This is a genomic window from Wenyingzhuangia sp. IMCC45467, assembly GCF_054111205.1.
In genome coordinates this window covers 2,087,530-2,104,554 of sequence record NZ_CM134196.1, presented here as the reverse complement: position 1 = coordinate 2,104,554, position 17,025 = coordinate 2,087,530, and the positions used below count along the sequence as shown (strand labels likewise).

Here is a 17,025-nt window from a genome sequence, read left to right as displayed (position 1 = left end):
AAATCTTAGAACCTTTTTTTAAAAAATATATATATAGATGAGTAAACAAGATTTAATAGATGTTTTTCTAAAAAATCCAGAAGAATTTTCAGAGTCTAGATTAGATGAGTTACTAAATCATGAAGAATTTACAAGGGAAGATTTAAAAAATATTTTACTAAGACTTTTTGATAAAAATGATGATATCATATTAAATAATTCTGAAGCTGAATTAGGTAAAATGGGAAGTTTAAATAGAAAGTTTAAACGTAGGAGAGAAAAATTGTTTTGGAAAAAAATAAATAAAGGAAATTATACCAAAATCATTTTGTCAGAAGGAGATTCTTGGTTTCAGTATCCTAAATTTATTACCGACATTATAGATCATTTAAATAAAGGAAGTTCGTATGCTATTAAGAGTCATGGTTATGGAGGGGATTGGATATCTAATATTTTATTTGAGAACGAATATATTGAAGACTTGTCTTTAATTAAGCCAGATGTTTTTTTAATAAGTGGAGGAGGAAATGATATTGTAGGAGGGCATAGATTAGCTCAATTATTAAATAAAAGAAATGAGATTGTTGTTCCTAAAAACTTAGATTTAACTAAGCATGAGGATAAAATGAAGTTTAGTGAAGTTGCTTTGAATAAAGAATTTTTTGGATTGCTAAAGTTGTTTAAAATTCAATATAAGTTGTTGTTTAAGGATGTGTTAGGTGATAATTCTAAGTTTTTAAATTTAAAAATAATAACCCAAGGGTATGATTATCCTATTCCTAGCTCAAAAAAAGGATTTGGCTTAAATCCCTTACAATTATTTAAGCCATTGACTAATGTTTTTATGAGAAACGGAAGGTGGCTAAACGAACCTTTACTTCTAAGGGGATATGTTAATAGTGCTGAAAAAGAAGCTATTGCATATAGTTTAATTGAAAAATTCAATGAAGTGTTAGTTGCGTTGGCAGAGAATTATAAAAATGTTTATCACATAGATTCTAGAGGGGCTGTAAATAAGTACAAAGGATGGTATAATGAATTGCATCCAACTTCTAAAGAATTTAAAAAAATATCAAAAACATTTAAAAAATGTATAGAAAGTAATCATTTAGAAAAAAAGGTGTACAAAGTAATAGAGGACAAGTAAACAATCTAAAAATAAAAGAATGAAAAAGATGAATATAGTATTTGCAGTAATTGGTTTAATAATATCCAGTTGTTCTGTACACGAAAGATCATTTCAGAATAATCAATCAATGGTTGTTGTGGATTTAATAGATGAACAGGATATTTCTAAAGAACAGAAAGCTGTACCAGCTGTTTTAGGGGGGATAATTGTAACAGAATTGTTAAATATTGGATTTGATAGATTGGTAGGTTTGTTAAATAAAGAGACAGCTAAATATTCAGCCAGTTATGGAGCTGTTTTAAAGCAAGATGGTTTTGATATAGAAAAAGATAATACAATATTAGTTAAGAGAACCTTAGATCATGGTGAAAAAAAGGCTATGGAGTTAAAAATAGGGATAAAAAATAATAGTAATTATTTTAACTTGGTTCCTAAAAGCTTGTTGTTTAATTATTCAAAAGCAAAAGTTACAGAGAAATCGTGTGTATGTAAAAAAATAAATGAGTCTAAAGTTTTAATAACTGTAACTATTACTATCATGGCTGCTTGGGAAGATAAAATGGGAGAAAAGCATCTTGAAAAACTTACAGTAACTAATTTTGGATTCATACAAAATTTAAGAAACGAAAATAATTCAGAGGGAGTAGTGAAGCTTGATAAGGTAGTAGAAAGTGATATTATTAAGCCAATACCAAAAATGTCTTATAAAAATGGAAATGAAGATCCTAAGGGAGTGGTTTTACAAATTAAAGCAGACGTAAATGAAATTGACGGTTGCGAAAATGAAGTTGTTAAGTTGATGAAAGTTTTAAAAGATAATAAAGATGATATAGTTGGGGGGATTGTTGATTTAACAAAGTTAAAAGATGAATAAGTTCTTTTTAGTTTTGTTTCCGTTATTTTGCTTTTCTCAAGACAGAGATGGTTATCAATTTATGATTACTCACGAAAACGAACTTTTTGTAGATTTTATTAATCTACCTAATGATGATGATAACTATACAGGAGGGGTTAAATTAGAATTGTTTACACCAGGAATAAAAAAGTGGAACTTTTTTATTCCTCTCAAAAATGCTTTAGATGTAAGGAGTACATTTGCTTTTAGTGTTGTAGCATTTACACCTACTAATCTGGGTTCGCATAATATTCAATATGGAGATCGGCCTTATGCATCCTTTACAGCTTTGAGTTTGGGAAAAGAATACTATAGTGAAAAAAGTTTTTTAAAGTCAGAATTATATCTAGGTTTTTTAGGTTTGGATTTGGCAAAGAAAGGGCAGAGTTATATACATGACAATCATTGGTTTGGAACTACTAGAGATGTTCCTAATGGTTGGGATCATCAAATTGGGGAATCAGGGGTTTTTGCTTTTAATTATTCAGTAAGCTATTTAAAACATATTGATAAGATTAGTTACAAAGACTTTATCTCGGCATTACGTTTAAATGCTAGCTTAGGAAATTATATGATTGATGCAGAACTTGGATTAAATCTTGCGTATAATTTACACACATCTCCTTTTGTAGGGGCTCAAATTCCTGTTAAAAAAAAATATAATAAAAGAGGAACGTTATTAAATCAAAACGATATAGATGATGTTGTAGTGCAGAAAAAAAGAAAATTTAGGTTAAATGCATTTATAGAACCCAAATTAAGACACGTATTATACAATAGTACTTTAGAAGGTTCTTTTTGGGGAGACAATAGTGTGTATGTTATTGATCATTCAGACATACGTAGATATCAGTTAGAGTTTAATACTGGAATAAATATTTCTTTTTGGGATGTAATTTATCTAGGAGCAGTGGTAAGTGGTAGAAGTCAGGAGTTTAAAGGTGGTAAAAAAAATCATTATTGGGGAGGAGTTTCTTTAGGATTTAGAATAGAGTAGTCATAAAATAACTCCTAGATTGTTTTTTTGTAAACAAACAGAAATAGAGTTAGGTAATCACTAAATTATTATATTAAACCTTTGGATTTTATTTCTATATACTTGTTAATGGCATCAATAGTTAAGTTTTTAGGAGTAGTTAAAATGGAATTGACTCCGTATTTACTCAACTCTAGTACCATTTGTTCTTTGTCGTAAATAAATTTTTCGGCAACAGTTTTTTTAATAATATCTTGTTCGGAATGTGTTTTTTGGCTAGCAAGATCTAAAATTTCACTATTCTTAAAAAATATGACAATTAGCAAGTGATTTTTATTAATAGCTCTAAGAGTTTTCATTTGTCTTTCTAGCGCATCCATACTATCAAAATTGGTGTACAATAAAAGTAAACTTCTTTGTTTGATATTGTGTTTTACAGCACTGTACAAAACTCCAAAATCTGTTTCCTCAAAATTTGTTTTTACATTGTATAAAGACTCTAAAATTAGACCCATTTGATGGTTTCTTCTTTCGGCTGCTACGTAGTCATTTACGTTTTTAGAAAAAGAAAATAACCCTACTTTGTCTTGTTTTTGAATAACAACATTGCTCACAATTAAAGAAGCATTGATGGCATAATCTAACAAACTCAATCCTTCAAAGGGCATTTTCATGGTTCTTCCTCTGTCAATTAACATGTAAATGTTTTGTGCTTTTTCATCTACAAATTGGTTGACCATTAATTGATTTTTTTTAGCAGTAGCTTTCCAATTAATATCTCTAATATTATCACCTTGAACGTATTCTTTTATTTGTTCAAACTCAAAAGAATTTCCAATTCTACGAACTTTTTTAAGTCCGTAAACTGAACTCATACTGTTAATGGTTTTTAAATCAAATTGTTTTAGTTTTAAAAAAGACGGATATGTTTTTACCATACTTGGTTTTCCTAAAATGTATCTTTTGGTTACTAAATTTAAAACAGAATGTATGTAAATATTAATATTGCCAAAATGGTATTCTCCACGTTCTGTTGGTTTTAATTTGTAAGGAAATATTTTAGAAGTCTGTGCTTTTAATATTGCTTTAATGCTAAAATCTCTAATTTGAAACTGATCGGGAATCTCGTCAATTATTTCTATTGAAAGCTCTATAGGGTATTGATTTTTTATTTCAATACTTATTTCATTATCATCACTATTAGAGAACTTTTCGGGTAGAGACCTTTTAGCTGTAATTCCGTTTTTTAACCTAAAAAGTATAAAAATATCAAAACAAAAAACACCTATAAAAACAGCTGTTAGTAATAACATAAGTAGGTATAGTTCTTTGATGAAAAAACTCAAGACAAACAAAAAAATATGAGCAAACAAAATGTAAAAAAACAAATTGTTTACGTAGATACTTTGATAAGCTCTTTTTAAATGGTGAATGATGTTTTTTTCTTGCATAGTCCTTAGCTAGGAATTTCGGTAGATTGAATGCTGTCGTTAATAATTTGTGCGGCCGTAATTCCTTCCATTTCTTTTTCGGGAGTAACAATAACTCTGTGTTGTAATACCGGTACGGCTATTTGCTTAATGTCTTCAGGAGTAACAAAATCTCTTCCGTTAATGGCTGCAAATGCTTTAGATGCTTTTAATAGTGCAATGGAGGCTCTAGGTGATGCTCCTAAATATAAAAAGGAATTGCTACGAGTGCTTACTACAATATCTGCAATGTATTTAATTAAATTAGGTTCTACTATTACTTTCTTGGTAAGTTCTTGATAGGCTAAAATTTGTTCTTTACTAATACTTTCTGTAATAAAATCTAGTTTTGGTTGCGTGGCTAAATGCTCTCTACTTATAATTTCTACTTCATCATTTAAGTTTGGATATTCTACTGTAATTTTAAAAAGAAAACGGTCTAATTGTGCTTCGGGTAATCTATAGGTTCCTTCTTGATCTACAGGGTTTTGAGTGGCTACCACTATATAAGGAGCTTCTAAATTAAATTTATGTCCATCAATAGTAATTTGACGTTCTTCCATTACTTCAAACAAAGCTGCTTGTGTTTTGGCTGGAGCTCTGTTAATTTCATCAATTAAAATTAGGTTAGAAAATATAGGTCCTTTTTTAAATTCAAATTCAGATTTTTTTAAATCAAAAATAGAAGTACCTAATACATCAGAAGGCATTAAATCTGGAGTAAACTGAATTCTTTGATATCCTATAGATAAAGTTTTTGCTAATAATTTTGCAGTAACTGTTTTGGCAACTCCTGGCACCCCTTCTATCAACACGTGTCCTTCGCATAAAAGAGCAGTTAATAGTAGGTTAACCATGTTTTTTTGACCTACAATTACTTTAGATATTTCTTTTTTAATGGTGTTTATTCCTTGGTGTAATTCGGTTAAATCTATTCTATTTGTAAACTCTAATTCTTCCATGCGTTTGTGTTTTTATTAAAATCTTCTATTTCTTTATTTAGCTTTTTTAAAAGGGTAAATGATGAGCTTTCTCTGTTTTTTAAAGTATTTATAAAACGAATAAGTTCTTTGGTTTTTTGTAAATCGTACCCCGATTTTAAACTGAGTTGTTCTGCCAATTTAAGATTGGTTTTGTCTGTAATTATATTATAAGTGTTTCTAATGTTTTTGTAAAAAATATTGATTTTATGATGTATAATAGGTTGAAAGTTATCAGCTTCTTCATAAAGCGTAGCAATGGTTTCTACAAAATTTAAACTAGTGTTTTTTACTTTGGGAATAATAGGTATAATTCTTTGTTTTCTTTTGGCATTAATAAACAGATAAATTCCAATGGCTACTAACAAAAGAATCCAAGCAGCGTATAATTCTTTTTGTTTTTTTATAAATCTTAAAGGATCGTTTATAAGTTCATCATCTGTTTTATAATTGCTTTCAAAATAGACAAAGTTTTTTGTGTTGATTAGTATGTTTTCTTTGTTTTTTTGATTGATGATAGCTGTTGGTAAACATGATAAAACAGCATTTATGTAATTGGTGTTTTTTGCTTGTAGCAAGTGGTAGTTTGTAAAAATTTCTGGTTGAGTGTGTAGGTAAAAAAAGCCTTTTTTATAATTTATTTTCACAAAATTAGTCTCGTTTACCTTTATACTATCTTTACTTTTACCTATAATTTTTCCTAAGGATTTTACATTGGTACTGTCTTTAAAAAAAGATTGTTGAAATTTTAATTTGTTATCAAACGTTAAACTTTTTTGTTGCAAGCTAACTTTTATAGAATCAACTTTGTATAAAGATTTTGTGTGAAAGTTTTTTTGAATTTTTAAACTGTCTAACAGATTTTTAGAAAAACTATTGGCACTAATAAAAGCGGTGTTTCCTTTAGCAATAAACTTTAACAAGCTGTTTTCAGAAGTGGGGTCTGGAGCATATTGCAAATCTATATTAATATAAATATTGTTTGGTGTTAGCGTGCTTAAAGAGTGTTCTTGTTGATATTCGTAGAAAGTGTTTTTAAGTGTTAATACATTTTCTAGCTTAAAAATACTGTTTAACTGATCGTGAAAAACTTTTAAGCCAAATGGCTGGGTGTGTTTTTCGTGATAAGTTGGAGACCAATCAATATCTTTAGGGCTAATGCTATCTATTAATACTATTATTAGAACAATAACAATCCCAAGAATAATAAATCCTTTCTTTTTCATGACTTTATATTGTTTAATAGTTCATTGTAGGTAGCCTCTATTTTTTCATAAGCTGTTTTGTCTATCATAAATTCTCCATACCAAATGTAATTATAGTAATATGAAATACTGTTAAATTCTTTAGCGTATGGAGTTTCTTCAGTTTCTAATTGATAATCTGCATTGGTTTTTAAATTACTCAGTTCTATTATTTTGTTTTCTGCAAGTTTTTGTAATATCCATAAGTAATTAAATTTAACAGCAAGTCTGTAATCCTCTTTTTTAATGGCTTTTTCTATTAAAGTTTTAAAGTTTGCTGTTTCAATAATTTCAACTTCGTTTTCATAAGTTAAATTATTTTGATGTTTGTTTTTTCTGAAAATCCAGTTTCCTTCTTTGTAAAAAAACATTCTAACTATTATGTAAACTGCTGCAACAAAAATTAAAAAGTAAAATACGAGTTTAAGGTATTTAAAAGCATCGGTATTCATGCCAACACCTACATTGTTAAGTAATGATAAAATAAGTTCCTTAAACCATATTTTTAAGGCAAGTAAAAAACCTGGTTCCTGAATAGTGTAAATATACTCATCAGCTGTGTAGTTTTCTTTATAGTTTTTAGGAATAAATCGGTTTGCTTTTACAATAGTGTCGTTAGCAGCAATTAATAAGTGACTACTCATCAATAGCAAAACAGGAGTTGTTTTTTTTAAGTGTTTTAATATCATGCTAAAGAAGAATCAGAAGTTATTTTGGTAACTACTTTATGAGGGTAAATTAAAAAGTAATATGATATAAAACTCAAAGTGCTTAAAATGATAAACAATGCTAAAAATGTAGGCATATCATTTCCGTATCTAGACACAAAACCTTCTAAAAAACCAGCAGCAATGGTAAACGGAAAAGTGCTAATCATTAATTTAATACCGTCTCTCATTCCTCTTTTAAAAGAATCTAATCTTTTATATGTTTTAGGAAAAATAATGCTAGCTCCTAACATCAAACCAATAGCTCCTTCAATAACAATAGCAAAAATTTCCATAGCTCCGTGAATCCAAATTCCTTTTACACTTTGTAGTAAAACCCCATGCTTGGCAAAAAAATATTGAAAAGATCCAAGCATAATTCCGTTTTGCAACATTACATAAGCTGTGCCAACACCACCAGTAATTCCAAAAACAAAAGCTTTTAACCCAACATATAAATTGTTAAAAGTAATACCAATAAAACTCCCCCAATTAGAACCTGATTTGTAAACAGCAGTAGGGTTTCCGTCTTTTATGTTTTCTAAGGTTTGATTTACATAGCCATCCGATAGAATAAGTCTCACAAAACTATCGTCATACATAGCAGAAATCAATCCGATTCCTACCGAAACCCCAAAAATGATAAATGCGTAATAAATATATTTTTTATAGGAATAAAGTAGTAAAGGAATGTCTAGCATAAAAAACTGTAAAATTCTATTTTTATCTTCCTTTTTAGATTTGTAAATTTTTTGGAAGGCCAAAATAGTCAAGTGATTTAAGTACACCACCAACTTGCTTTTTTTGTAATAAGTTTGAGCAAAAGCTAAGTCGTTAATTAAGTGTAAGTAAAGTTTTGATAACTCTTCTGGATGCGATATGTTTTTTTCTTTGATTGCGCTTTCAAACCGCAACCATTTTTCTTTATTTTGTTTGATAAATGCAATCTCTCTCATAGTGAAACAAATAACTAGATAAAATGGCAGAAATACAAATAACCACTACGCAAAATGTAAACTTAGATTTTAAGTCTGCAGAGCTTAATCATCGTATTTTAGCTTGGTTTATTGATGTGCTCATAAAACTAGCATACATAAGTGTTCTTGGATATGTTTTATTTGGATTGTTAAATTTAGATAAATATTTTAAAGGGCTAGACCAGTGGTCTATTTCAGCTATAGTTATTGCATTGTTAATTCCTGTTATATTTTATACTCTTACTTTGGAAACTTTACTAGGAGGACAAACAGTTGGTAAAAAAGTAATGAAACTTAAAGTTTTAAAAATTGATGGTTACCAAACAGGTTTTATAGATTTTTTTATTAGATGGGTAATGCGTATTGTAGATGTAAATATGTTGTCAGGTATGATTGCCTTAATTTTTATAGGAAGTTCTAAAAAAGCACAACGTTTGGGGGGAATGGCATCGGGAACTGCTGTGGTGAGTTTAAGGAACAAAGTAAATATTAGTCATACTATTTTAGATGAAAGTGTCACTACTCAAAATTATCAGGCTACTTATCCTTCTGTAGTAAGATTGTCTGATAATGATGTAAGAATTATTAAAGAGAATTTTATCAGAGCAAAAGCAAAGAAAGATTACGGGTTGTTCTTAAAACTAAGAGAAAAAATTGTAGCAGTAATAAATACAGAACCTTTGCCGGAGCAAACTACGGAGCAGTTTTTAGATACTGTAATTAAAGATTATAATTACTACACTCAGAATATGTAATACAAAAAAGCCTCTTTAATAATATTTAAAGAGGCTTTTTTTATGTTGTAATCTTTATGCTTGTGCAGTTCCAATTTCTTCTAATTCATCCATTGGGTTTTTAGGGTCAGGTCCATATTCATTAGGTCCTTCATCTCCATTAGTGCATAATAAAATAAGGTTATAAATAGGGATTAAAATGTACCATCCTGATTTTCCAATATCATGCATTCTTCTAACACCAACAGCAATACCAGGAACTATAACAGCCAAAGAATATATATTTCCAAGATATTCAAAATTAATTAAGCCTCCTATAAGACCTAATATAAAGGAAATAATAACGTTAAATAAATAGAACATCCAATATTCTTTTCTTCTAGCTCTTCCATTAAAATCAGTGTATTGTTTTAATACTTTAATGTACCAATTCATCTTTTTTATAGTTTTAAATTTTATGTTAAAGTATCAAAAAAACTTTTAAAAACTAAGAATTTAAGTTGATTTTATAGGTTTTTGGTGGTAAAAAATTACAACTCAAATAATTTGCATTATTAAAAATGAATGTTAAATTTGTGTCAATGAAATTAGATAGAAAAAATACTTGGTGGTGGTACACTCTTAATTAATTAAGCGTGAGTATCAATGTGTATTTTAAAAAAATAAATATATAAAGGCTTATCTCACGATAAGCCTTTTTTTATAGTTATAACGTATGAAAAAATTACAGTTTAAGACCGTTATTAAAGAACAAATGGCTGATACAGTTACACCTGTGTCACTTTATTTAAGATTTAGAGATCGTTTTGCAAATACGGTGTTGTTAGAAGGGTCTGATTATCATTCTAAAGAAGATAGTTATTCTTTTATGGCCATAGATCCTTTGGTAAATATTAAAGTAGAAAAAGAAGCTTTAAACCTTGTTTATAAAGGAGAATTGTTAACAAGCGCTCCTTTACAAAGAAATTTTCACGAAGTTTTTCAATATTATAGTGATTTAATTCAAACAGATTGTGATGATGCTCACAAGGCCTATAATGGTTTGTATGGATATTCTACTTATGATGCAGTTCAATATTTTGAAAATATTAAATTAAATGCAAAACCAGCAGCATCTGCCATTCCGTTATTACAATACAGTTTTTACAGATATATTATAGCTATCAATCACTTTAATGATGAAATGGTTGTGATAGAAAATGTGCCAGAAGGAGAGGAGTCTAATATTGATGAAATTATTACTATTATTAACAATCCTACGTACCAAACACAAAGTTTTTCATACGATAGTGATAGTGAAACATCAAGCTGTACAGATGAAGAGTTTAAAGAATATGTAAGAAAAGGAAAAGCTCATTGTAAACGAGGAGATGTTTTTCAAATAGTATTGTCTAGACAATTTCAACAAAAATACAAAGGAGACGATTTTAACTTGTATAGAGCCTTACGTTCTATCAATCCATCTCCATATTTATTCTATTTTGATTACGGAAGTTTCCGTTTAATGGGGTCATCACCAGAAGCACAGATAAAAGTTCAAAAAGGTGTGGCAACCATCAATCCAATTGCAGGAACGTTTAGAAGAACAGGAAATGCAAGAGAAGACCATTTGTTAGGAGAAAAGTTATCAAACGATAAAAAAGAAACAGCAGAACACGTAATGTTGGTAGATTTAGCTCGTAATGATTTAAGTAAACATGCCAACAATGTAACGGTTGAGGTTTTTAAAGAAGTACAATACTTTAGTCATGTAATTCATTTAGTTTCCACAGTAGAAGGTAAAATCAAAGGAAATCCTTTAAAAATTGTGGGAGATACTTTTCCGGCAGGAACGTTAAGTGGTGCTCCAAAATACAAAGCAATGCAATTAATAGATACTTACGAAGCACAAGCAAGAGGTTTTTATGGTGGAGCTGTAGGGGTTATTGGACTTTCTGGAGAAGTAAATTTAGCCATTGCCATTAGATCTTTTGTAAGTAAAAACAATACATTGTACTACCAAGCTGGAGCAGGAATTGTTACAGATTCTACAGAAGAAGGAGAGTTACAAGAAGTAAATAACAAGTTAGCAGCATTAAAGAAAGCTTTAGTGTTGGCAGAGAAAATATAAATTAGTACCGAGTAAAAAGTACAAAGTGCAAAGTTAGCGTAGCTACGGTACTTAATACTCTATACTCAGTACTCAGTACTAAAAGAATATGAAAATATTAATATTAGATAACTACGATTCTTTTACCTACAACTTAGTTCATATGGTAGAAGAAATTACAGGAGAAACACCAGATGTTTTTAGAAATGATGAGATTCCGTTAGAAGTAGTGGGAGATTATGATCTAATTATGTTGTCACCAGGACCAGGAATTCCAGATGAAGCAGGGATTTTAAAAGAGGTAATTGCTGAGTATGCAGGTAAGAAGCCTATTTTTGGAGTGTGTTTAGGCTTGCAAGCCATAACAGAGGTGTTTGGAGGAAAAATCATTAATATGGACAATGTGTTCCATGGAGTTGCTACTGAAATGAAAGTAGTAGATGATGAAGCGTTAATTTTTAAGCAAATTCCAACATTCTTTACTGCAGCACGTTATCATTCTTGGATTGCAGATGGTGAAAACATGCCAAAAGACTTAAAAATTACTTGTTTAGATGAAGATGGTGGAGTCATGGCTATTGAGCATAAAAAGTATAATATTAGTGCAGTACAATTTCATCCAGAATCTATTTTAACACCTGATGGAGAAGCAATGGTGAGAGAATTTATAGAAAACGCAAAAAAAGAAATGAGTAATAAGTAGTTACAGGCTAGTAAACAATATTAAATGTTTAATCACTAGTGTAATATATGTACTGCTAAATACCCAATATTAAAAAATGAAGAAAATATTAGAGAGATTATTTGAGTATGAACATTTAAGTCAGCAAGAAGCTAAAGAAGTGTTGATAAAGATTGCCAATGGAGATTGTAATCACTCTCAAATAGCATCATTTGTAACGGTTTTTTTAATGAGACCTATTACAGTATCAGAACTTTCTGGATTTAGAGAAGCTTTATTAGAGTTGGCTTTAAAAATTGATTTGTCTGAGTTCAATACAATAGATTTATGTGGAACAGGTGGTGATGGAAAAAATACATTTAATATTTCTACATTAACCTCTTTTATAGTTGCAGGAACAGGAAACAAAGTAGCTAAACATGGTAATTATGGAGTTTCTTCAGCTTCTGGTTCATCAAACATGTTAGAGCATTTAGGGTATAAATTTACCAATAATGAGAGTGTGCTTAAAAACCAAATAGATAAAGCAAATATTTGTTTTTTACATGCTCCACTTTTTCATCCAGCCATGGCAGCCGTTGGACCTGTTAGAAAAGAGTTAGGAATGAAAACCTTTTTTAATATGTTAGGGCCTTTGGTAAATCCAAGTATGCCACAAAATCAAATGGTAGGAGTGTATAATTTGTATGTAGGTAGGTTATTTAAAGAAGTGTTGAGTAAATCTTCAGATAATTTTGCCGTAGTTCATGCTTTAGATGGTTATGATGAAATTTCTTTAACAGGTAACTTTAAAATGTACACTAAAGAAAAAGAACAAATTATTAGACCTCATGAAATAGGAATGGATGTGATAAAACCCTCAGATATTTTTGGAGGAAATAGTGTACCCGAAGCTGCAGAAATTTTTACCTCTATTTTAGATGGAAATGGAACCGATGCACAAAACAATGTGGTGTTAACAAATGCCGCTTATGCATTAATGACTTTTGATCATACCAAAGCCTTTAAAGAAGCTTTTAATCAAGCAAAAGATTCTTTAATGGGAGGTAAAGCAAAAGAATGTTTAAAAATATTAATTGAACTATAAGTTCTTTCTGTAATTACGAATTAAGAATTTAAAATTACGAGTTGTGAAATCCGATAACATTGTTCAAATAAAGAGTTATAAATTTGCATTCAGAATAGTAAAATTATATAAAATAATTTGTGAAAGAGAAAGAGAATTTGTTTTAAGTAAACAACTGTTGAGGTCTGCTACATCAATTGGAGCTAATATTGAAGAGGCCATAGGAGGACAGAGTAAAAAGGATTTTTATGCAAAATTAACCATTGCCTACAAAGAGGCTAGAGAGACTAAATATAGATTAAGACTGTTATCTGATGCAGAGTATTTAAAAGAACCAGAAGCCAAAAGTTTAATTAAAGATATAGATGAGTTGTTACGAATTATTGGAAGTATTCAAAAAACGTTAAAACAAAACGATTAGCGTAATTCGTAATTAAAAATTCGTAATTATAATATGATGACAATTTTAGAAAAAATAATCGCACATAAAAAAAAGGAAGTAGCTAAAATAAAAAGTGAAGTTACGGTTCAAAAATTGGTAGAAAGTCCAAATTTTAAAAGAACACCACTTTCATTAAAAAGATCTTTGTTAGAGGTGGGGTCAACTGGAATTATAGCTGAGTTTAAAAGACAATCTCCGTCTAAAGGAATTATTAATGATAAGGCCGATATTTTAGAAGTAACCAATGGTTACTTAGATGCCAATGTTGCTGCGCAATCTATTTTAACTGATACTCATTTCTTTGGAGGGACTATGGTAGATCTAATGAAAGCACGTAGCATTAACGAAGTAAAGCCAATCCTTAGAAAAGATTTTATTGTTGATGGTTTTCAAATTGTAGAAGCCAAAGCGATTGGTGCTGATGTTATTTTGTTAATAGCAGCTTGTTTAACCAAAGAAGAGTTAAAAAACTACGGACAGTTAGCAACAGATTTAGGAATGGATGTGTTGTATGAAATTCATACTCAAGAAGAGCTTGATAAAATTGATGCTCACGATAAAATCATCGGAATTAACAACAGAAACTTAAACACGTTTAAGGTAGATTTAGAGCATTCTATAGAATTAGCTTCTAAAATTCCAGATAGCTGTATCAAAGTTTCTGAGAGTGGAATTAGCGATCCTAAAATTATTATGGGATTAAAACAATATGGTTTTCAAGGATTTTTAATTGGTGAAAACTTTATGAAAACAGATAATCCGGGACAAGCTTGTAAAGAGTTTGTAGGGCAATTGTAAAATAGTACAAAGTAGTGGTAAAAAGTACAAAGATAGCATTGCTACGGTACTCTATACTTAATACTCTGTACCCGGAACTAGAAAAAAATGAAAATCAAAGTTTGTGGAATGAAATATAGAGAGAATATCCAAGAGGTGTCTGCCTTAAAGCCAGACTATCTAGGGTTTATATTCTATCCAAAATCTCCAAGAAATTTTGAAGGAGAAATTCCAGAGATTGATGAAAACATCAAAAAAACAGGAGTGTTTGTAAATGCTCCAATTGATTTTGTTGTTGAAAAAATAAATCAATACGGATTTAAAGCAATTCAACTACACGGTTCAGAATCTGTAGAATATTGTCAAGAATTAAATAGTCACGATTTAGATATTGAGTTATTTAAAGTCTTTTCAATTAAAGAAAAGTTCGATTTTTCTGTATTAGCATCTTACGAATCTTTTGTAGATTACTTTCTGTTTGATACTAAAGGGAAAGATAAAGGAGGAAACGGCTATACTTTTGATTGGTCAGTGTTAAAAGACTATCCATCAAAAAAGCCTTTTATTTTAAGTGGCGGAATTGGAATTGCAGAAATAGAAAAAGTAAAAGAAATTTTAAAAACAGAATTGCCTATTTACGCACTAGACATCAATAGCAAGTTTGAGGTTGATGGGGTAAAAAAGGATGTACATTTGTTACATCAGTTTTTTAAAGAAATTAAAGGGTAGTGTGTTTAAAATAATAACATCTCGACTCCGCTCGATGACCTAATTACGAAAGAGGTGTTCGAGCGTAGTCGAGAACGGTTTAGAAATAAGGATTAAAAAAATGTTGATTTGTTTTAGTGAGTAATCGTTAAGTCGGTTTAACAAATAAACAGTTCGATAAATAAATATAAAGAGATGTCAAAATTTCAAGTAGACAAAAATGGTTATTACGGACAATTTGGAGGAGCTTATATTCCAGAATTGTTGTATCCAAACGTAAAAGAATTAGAAGATAATTATTTAGATATTATCAACTCTGAAGCTTTTCAAAAAGAGTATTTATACTTGTTAAAACAATATGTTGGAAGACCAACACCATTGTATTATGCTCCAAATTTATCCGATAAATACGGAGCACATATTTATTTAAAAAGAGAAGATTTAAACCATACAGGTGCGCACAAAGTAAACAATACTATTGGGCAAATTTTAATTGCTAAGCATTTAGGTAAAAAGAGAATTATTGCCGAAACAGGTGCAGGTCAGCACGGAGTGGCTACAGCAACTGTTTGTGCTTTAATGAACTTGGAATGTATTGTGTTTATGGGAGAGGTAGACATCAAACGTCAGGCTCCAAACGTAGCGCGTATGAAAATGTTAGGGGCAAAAGTAGTAGCAGCAACCAGTGGTTCTAAAACTTTAAAAGATGCAACTAACGAAGCGATTCGTGATTGGATTCAACACCCCGAAGAAACTTATTATTTAATAGGTTCTGTGGTGGGGCCACATCCATATCCAGATATGGTGGCACGTTTACAAGCTATTATTTCCGAAGAAATTAAATGGCAATTAAAAGAACAAACAGGAAAAGAAAATCCAGATACAATTATAGCTTGTGTTGGTGGAGGTTCTAATGCGGCTGGAGCTTTTTATCATTATATGGATGATGAAGAGGTAGATTTGGTAGCGGTAGAAGCTGCTGGGTTAGGGATTAATTCAGGGGAAAGTGCTGCAACTTCTCAATTGGGAGAAGTAGGGGTAATTCACGGTTCTAAAACCATTTTAATGCAAGATGAGTACGGGCAAATTATTGAGCCTTACTCCATTTCTGCAGGATTAGATTACCCAGGAGTTGGGCCTTTACACGCACATTTATTTGAAAGTGGTAGAGGAACTTTTATGAATGCTACCGATCAAGAAGCTTTAGATGCGGCTTTTGAATTAACAAAGTTAGAAGGAATTATTCCTGCTTTAGAAAGTTCTCATGCCTTGGCGGTGTTAGGTAAGATGGATTTAAGCAAAGATCAAGTAGTTGTGGTTAATTTATCAGGAAGAGGAGATAAGGATTTAGAAACTTATATCAACGAATTAGAAAAAAGAGAAGCTAGAAATCATGAGTAAGTTAAATCAATTATTTAAAGAAAAACCAAACAGACTTTGTTCGGTATATTTCACATCAGGATATCCAAAATTAAATGATACTGCAACCGTAGTAAAGAATTTAGAAGCTGCAGGAGTAGATTTTTTAGAAGTAGGTTTTCCTTATTCAGACCCTATGGCCGATGGCCCTACTATTCAAGAAAGTAGTTCTGTTGCCTTAAAAAATGGGGTTAATTTAGATATCATTTTTGATCAATTAGCAGCAATAAAAGAGCAAATTAATATTCCTTTAGTAGGAATGGGCTATTTAAATCAAATGTTGCGTTACGGAACTGAAAAGTTTTGTGAAAAATGTATATCAGTAGGTATTGAAACTTTAATTTTACCTGATATGCCTATGATTGAGTACGAAACAATTTATAAAGATTTGTTTGCAAAATATGGGCTTACCAATGTGTTTTTAATTACCCCTCAAACATCAGAGGAGCGTATTAAAAAGATAGATGAAATGACCAATGCGTTTATATATGTGGTAGCATCATCTTCTATTACAGGAGCCAAAGGAACTATTTCAGAAGAGCAAATAGCATACTTTAACAGAATTAAATCTTACCATTTAAAAAGTACATTAATTGCAGGGTTTGGAATATCGAGCAAGGAAACGTTTAATACGGTTTGCGGTCATGTAAACGGGGCTATTATTGGTTCTGCTTTTGTAAAACATGTTGGATTAAATGGAGTAGATACTATTGATGCTTTTGTGAAAGATATTATTAATTAGGACGTTCCCT

The 17,025-nt window shown here is 30.2% G+C and carries 18 protein-coding genes; 12 read left to right on the top strand and 6 right to left on the bottom strand.

Annotated features, from left to right (window positions below; all coding sequences use genetic code 11):
• The first annotated feature begins 37 nt into the window (after positions 1-37).
• Genes ACXGQT_RS08985 through ACXGQT_RS08975 form a run of 3 tightly spaced genes read left to right on the top strand, consistent with a single transcriptional unit; the run spans position 38 to position 3,000 of the window.
• Entirely contained in the window at positions 38-1,126 is a 1,089-nt protein-coding gene (locus tag ACXGQT_RS08985; RefSeq protein WP_457828263.1) for a hypothetical protein, read from the top strand.
• Positions 1,127-1,145: 19 nt separating this feature from the next.
• Positions 1,146-1,982, top strand: a complete 837-nt coding sequence (locus tag ACXGQT_RS08980; RefSeq protein WP_457828262.1) for a hypothetical protein — start codon at positions 1,146-1,148, stop codon at positions 1,980-1,982.
• A complete protein-coding gene (locus ACXGQT_RS08975; protein ID WP_457828261.1) occupies positions 1,975-3,000 on the top strand; it encodes a lipid A-modifier LpxR family protein in 1,026 nt (341 codons plus the stop codon). The genes ACXGQT_RS08980 and ACXGQT_RS08975 overlap by 8 nt, the downstream gene beginning before the upstream one ends.
• A gap of 68 nt (positions 3,001-3,068) precedes the next feature.
• On the opposite strand, the gene ACXGQT_RS08970 is transcribed toward ACXGQT_RS08975, so the two are convergent.
• The 5 genes from ACXGQT_RS08970 to ACXGQT_RS08950 all read right to left on the bottom strand — a co-directional run bounded on the left by ACXGQT_RS08970 (position 3,069) and on the right by ACXGQT_RS08950 (position 8,335).
• Positions 3,069-4,292, bottom strand: coding sequence for a DUF58 domain-containing protein (locus ACXGQT_RS08970; protein WP_457828260.1), 1,224 nt, complete (start codon positions 4,290-4,292; stop codon positions 3,069-3,071).
• A gap of 143 nt (positions 4,293-4,435) precedes the next feature.
• Entirely contained in the window at positions 4,436-5,410 is a 975-nt protein-coding gene (locus ACXGQT_RS08965; protein ID WP_457828259.1) for an AAA family ATPase, read from the bottom strand.
• A complete protein-coding gene (locus ACXGQT_RS08960) occupies positions 5,398-6,654 on the bottom strand; it encodes a DUF4350 domain-containing protein (RefSeq protein WP_457828258.1) in 1,257 nt (418 codons plus the stop codon). Before ACXGQT_RS08960 ends, ACXGQT_RS08965 begins: the two co-directional genes overlap by 13 nt.
• The gene (locus tag ACXGQT_RS08955) at positions 6,651-7,361 is read right to left on the bottom strand and encodes a hypothetical protein (protein ID WP_457828257.1); all 711 of its coding nucleotides are present in this window, start codon (positions 7,359-7,361) and stop codon (positions 6,651-6,653) included. The genes ACXGQT_RS08960 and ACXGQT_RS08955 overlap by 4 nt, the downstream gene beginning before the upstream one ends.
• Positions 7,358-8,335, bottom strand: a complete 978-nt coding sequence (locus tag ACXGQT_RS08950) for a stage II sporulation protein M (protein ID WP_457828256.1) — start codon at positions 8,333-8,335, stop codon at positions 7,358-7,360. Before ACXGQT_RS08950 ends, ACXGQT_RS08955 begins: the two co-directional genes overlap by 4 nt.
• A gap of 23 nt (positions 8,336-8,358) precedes the next feature.
• Here ACXGQT_RS08950 and ACXGQT_RS08945 point away from each other — a divergent pair, with 23 nt between their 5' ends.
• Positions 8,359-9,111, top strand: coding sequence for an RDD family protein (locus ACXGQT_RS08945; RefSeq protein WP_457828255.1), 753 nt, complete (start codon positions 8,359-8,361; stop codon positions 9,109-9,111).
• A gap of 54 nt (positions 9,112-9,165) precedes the next feature.
• Here ACXGQT_RS08945 and ACXGQT_RS08940 read toward each other — a convergent pair whose 3' ends face one another.
• Entirely contained in the window at positions 9,166-9,525 is a 360-nt protein-coding gene (locus tag ACXGQT_RS08940; RefSeq protein WP_457828254.1) for a DUF805 domain-containing protein, read from the bottom strand.
• A gap of 280 nt (positions 9,526-9,805) precedes the next feature.
• Between ACXGQT_RS08940 and ACXGQT_RS08935 the strand changes: the two genes are divergently transcribed.
• The 8 genes from ACXGQT_RS08935 to trpA all read left to right on the top strand — a co-directional run bounded on the left by ACXGQT_RS08935 (position 9,806) and on the right by trpA (position 17,015).
• Entirely contained in the window at positions 9,806-11,200 is a 1,395-nt protein-coding gene (locus ACXGQT_RS08935) for an anthranilate synthase component I family protein (protein WP_457828253.1), read from the top strand.
• Between the two features lie 88 nt (positions 11,201-11,288).
• Positions 11,289-11,882 (top strand): anthranilate synthase component II, encoded by a 594-nt coding sequence (locus tag ACXGQT_RS08930; protein WP_457828252.1) that lies wholly within the window; start codon positions 11,289-11,291, stop codon positions 11,880-11,882.
• Positions 11,883-11,958: 76 nt separating this feature from the next.
• On the top strand, positions 11,959-12,948 hold the full coding sequence (gene trpD / locus ACXGQT_RS08925) for an anthranilate phosphoribosyltransferase (protein WP_457828251.1): 990 nt from the start codon (positions 11,959-11,961) through the stop codon (positions 12,946-12,948).
• Positions 12,949-12,991: 43 nt separating this feature from the next.
• Positions 12,992-13,348 (top strand): four helix bundle protein, encoded by a 357-nt coding sequence (locus tag ACXGQT_RS08920; protein WP_457828250.1) that lies wholly within the window; start codon positions 12,992-12,994, stop codon positions 13,346-13,348.
• 36 nt (positions 13,349-13,384) lie between these two features.
• Entirely contained in the window at positions 13,385-14,167 is a 783-nt protein-coding gene (trpC, locus tag ACXGQT_RS08915; RefSeq protein WP_457830811.1) for an indole-3-glycerol phosphate synthase TrpC, read from the top strand.
• 87 nt (positions 14,168-14,254) lie between these two features.
• Positions 14,255-14,875: a phosphoribosylanthranilate isomerase gene (locus tag ACXGQT_RS08910; RefSeq protein ID WP_457828249.1), complete on the top strand. Its 621-nt coding sequence runs from the start codon at positions 14,255-14,257 to the stop codon at positions 14,873-14,875.
• Between the two features lie 174 nt (positions 14,876-15,049).
• Positions 15,050-16,255: a tryptophan synthase subunit beta gene (gene trpB, locus ACXGQT_RS08905; RefSeq protein ID WP_457828248.1), complete on the top strand. Its 1,206-nt coding sequence runs from the start codon at positions 15,050-15,052 to the stop codon at positions 16,253-16,255.
• Positions 16,248-17,015: a tryptophan synthase subunit alpha gene (trpA, locus tag ACXGQT_RS08900; RefSeq protein WP_457828247.1), complete on the top strand. Its 768-nt coding sequence runs from the start codon at positions 16,248-16,250 to the stop codon at positions 17,013-17,015. Before trpB ends, trpA begins: the two co-directional genes overlap by 8 nt.
• The last annotated feature ends 10 nt before the right edge of the window (positions 17,016-17,025 follow it).

What these genes read in the sequence shown, in the direction of transcription:
- ACXGQT_RS08985 (WP_457828263.1), top strand. Translation starts at nt 38, where the DNA reads ATGAGTAAACAAGATTTAATAGATGTTTTTCTAAAAAATCCAGAAGAA.
- ACXGQT_RS08980 (WP_457828262.1), top strand. Translation starts at nt 1,146, where the DNA reads ATGAAAAAGATGAATATAGTATTTGCAGTAATTGGTTTAATAATATCC.
- ACXGQT_RS08975 (WP_457828261.1), top strand. Translation starts at nt 1,975, where the DNA reads ATGAATAAGTTCTTTTTAGTTTTGTTTCCGTTATTTTGCTTTTCTCAA.
- ACXGQT_RS08970 (WP_457828260.1), bottom strand. Translation starts at nt 4,292, where the DNA reads ATGTTATTACTAACAGCTGTTTTTATAGGTGTTTTTTGTTTTGATATT.
- ACXGQT_RS08965 (WP_457828259.1), bottom strand. Translation starts at nt 5,410, where the DNA reads ATGGAAGAATTAGAGTTTACAAATAGAATAGATTTAACCGAATTACAC.
- ACXGQT_RS08960 (WP_457828258.1), bottom strand. Translation starts at nt 6,654, where the DNA reads ATGAAAAAGAAAGGATTTATTATTCTTGGGATTGTTATTGTTCTAATA.
- ACXGQT_RS08955 (WP_457828257.1), bottom strand. Translation starts at nt 7,361, where the DNA reads ATGATATTAAAACACTTAAAAAAAACAACTCCTGTTTTGCTATTGATG.
- ACXGQT_RS08950 (WP_457828256.1), bottom strand. Translation starts at nt 8,335, where the DNA reads ATGAGAGAGATTGCATTTATCAAACAAAATAAAGAAAAATGGTTGCGG.
- ACXGQT_RS08945 (WP_457828255.1), top strand. Translation starts at nt 8,359, where the DNA reads ATGGCAGAAATACAAATAACCACTACGCAAAATGTAAACTTAGATTTT.
- ACXGQT_RS08940 (WP_457828254.1), bottom strand. Translation starts at nt 9,525, where the DNA reads ATGAATTGGTACATTAAAGTATTAAAACAATACACTGATTTTAATGGA.
- ACXGQT_RS08935 (WP_457828253.1), top strand. Translation starts at nt 9,806, where the DNA reads ATGAAAAAATTACAGTTTAAGACCGTTATTAAAGAACAAATGGCTGAT.
- ACXGQT_RS08930 (WP_457828252.1), top strand. Translation starts at nt 11,289, where the DNA reads ATGAAAATATTAATATTAGATAACTACGATTCTTTTACCTACAACTTA.
- trpD (WP_457828251.1), top strand. Translation starts at nt 11,959, where the DNA reads ATGAAGAAAATATTAGAGAGATTATTTGAGTATGAACATTTAAGTCAG.
- trpC (WP_457830811.1), top strand. Translation starts at nt 13,385, where the DNA reads ATGACAATTTTAGAAAAAATAATCGCACATAAAAAAAAGGAAGTAGCT.
- ACXGQT_RS08910 (WP_457828249.1), top strand. Translation starts at nt 14,255, where the DNA reads ATGAAAATCAAAGTTTGTGGAATGAAATATAGAGAGAATATCCAAGAG.
- trpB (WP_457828248.1), top strand. Translation starts at nt 15,050, where the DNA reads ATGTCAAAATTTCAAGTAGACAAAAATGGTTATTACGGACAATTTGGA.
- trpA (WP_457828247.1), top strand. Translation starts at nt 16,248, where the DNA reads ATGAGTAAGTTAAATCAATTATTTAAAGAAAAACCAAACAGACTTTGT.